General features: G+C 39.7%; 2 protein-coding genes. Both read left to right on the top strand.

All coding sequences use genetic code 11. The features are described 5' to 3' along the window. Positions 1 to 115: 115 nt before the first annotated feature. Positions 116 to 493 carry a hypothetical protein gene (locus L4D09_RS28735; RefSeq protein ID WP_428460949.1) on the top strand — a complete coding sequence of 126 codons (378 nt, stop codon included), beginning with the start codon at positions 116 to 118 and terminating at the stop codon, positions 491 to 493. A 56-nt stretch (positions 494 to 549) separates the two neighbouring features. Next, positions 550 to 1,323, top strand: coding sequence for a DsbA family protein (locus L4D09_RS28730; protein WP_428460948.1), 774 nt, complete (start codon positions 550 to 552; stop codon positions 1,321 to 1,323). Positions 1,324 to 1,427 lie beyond the last annotated feature (104 nt).

The raw sequence follows: 1,427 nt of genomic DNA, 5'->3' as shown, positions 1-1,427 counted from the left end.
GGAAATGAGTTGGGTGGTGTACGGGATAAATTGATAACTATATCGAGAAGTGGAAGGAACTAATTCCTCCAATACTTGACTAATTCTTGCTACTTATTTTTTTGACGTATAATACATGCCAACAATTTTCCACATTAACAAGCATTTAAGGCGAAAAGCGAGTTATTGCTTAGTGCTGGTTCTATGCGTCACAGCCTTATGCAGCCAGGTTAACCGCTCAATCACGTTAGTTGATAATGGATCGATTGTTGGATATCAAGAGGTTGTTGATACACCAGATGATCTCGTTTCTGGTCTATGTACAAGTGCAAAAAAATTACTGCGTTTTCATGTCTCATCCGACAGTGAAACGTCTAACATAGTTCTGTTTATTGGCAGCACGCTAATGTTAGCAGGGCTAGCTAAGTTAATTATTCGCTTATTACAATTGTCACCATCATCAAGGGTGACAACCAAGCGTTTACACCTTCGGCTATGTGTGTTTCTGGAATGAGTAATAGGTTAGATCTTAATCAAAGATAACTATTAATTATTACTAGGAAATACAAAGTGAAAAAAACTTTTATGGCTGCTGCTATTGCGGCCGCATCATTGCTTGCGACAACAGTGTTCACGACGACAACGGTTAATGCTGAATCATTAACGACACAACAGCAGGGTAACCTGAAAAAAATAGAAGCCTTGTTGACCGATAACCCACAGCTGATCGATGGCTTACTAACAAACCTGAACATGTATCTTGACCAGCAAAATCGTCAAGCAGACATAATGGCGAACTATCAGGACTGGATCTTCAGTAATCCAAGCCATACCACAATGGGTAATGATGATGCCACGCTGACAATTGTGAATGTGACGGATTATAACTGCCCTTACTGTAAGCGTCTTGATACTGCTCTCGAGAAACTGACAGAAGAAATGCCGAATGATTTGCGTGTTATTAATATCTACGTACCGTTAAAGCAGCAAAATGTTAAAGGATTAGGAACAACGTCGGCAGAGTTTGCTCTTAATGTATGGCAAGAGCAACGTGACGCGTATGAGCAAGTACATCAACTGTTAATGCGCAAACCGCAAAAGCATGATAAGAATTCACTTACTCGTATTGCTGAAGCCACAGGCACGCAAGTAAGCCTAGAGCGTCAGCAAGAAACCAGACAAATGGTTGATAAGAACTATAAGATGTTTACTGACTTAGGTTTGCGGGGAACACCTGCAATGATCATTGGTGATGAAATTATCGGTGGTTATTTGCCAATTGATCAATTAAGGCCAATGGTTAAAAATCAGATTAAGCAGCTGAAAGCTCAAAAAGAGAGCTAATCAGTAGGTCGAAATACTTCATGTTCTTTTAATGGGCCAGAGAGTGATCTCTGGCCCATTTTTTTTGGAATTAAGCTATCAAAAAATACCCATAAATATAGTGT

This window comes from Photobacterium makurazakiensis (genome assembly GCF_050336715.1).
Classification (GTDB): Bacteria; Pseudomonadota; Gammaproteobacteria; order Enterobacterales; family Vibrionaceae; genus Photobacterium; species Photobacterium makurazakiensis.
This window is presented reverse-complemented; position numbering and strand designations above follow the sequence as displayed.

What these genes read in the sequence shown, in the direction of transcription:
- L4D09_RS28735 (WP_428460949.1), top strand. Translation starts at nt 116, where the DNA reads ATGCCAACAATTTTCCACATTAACAAGCATTTAAGGCGAAAAGCGAGT.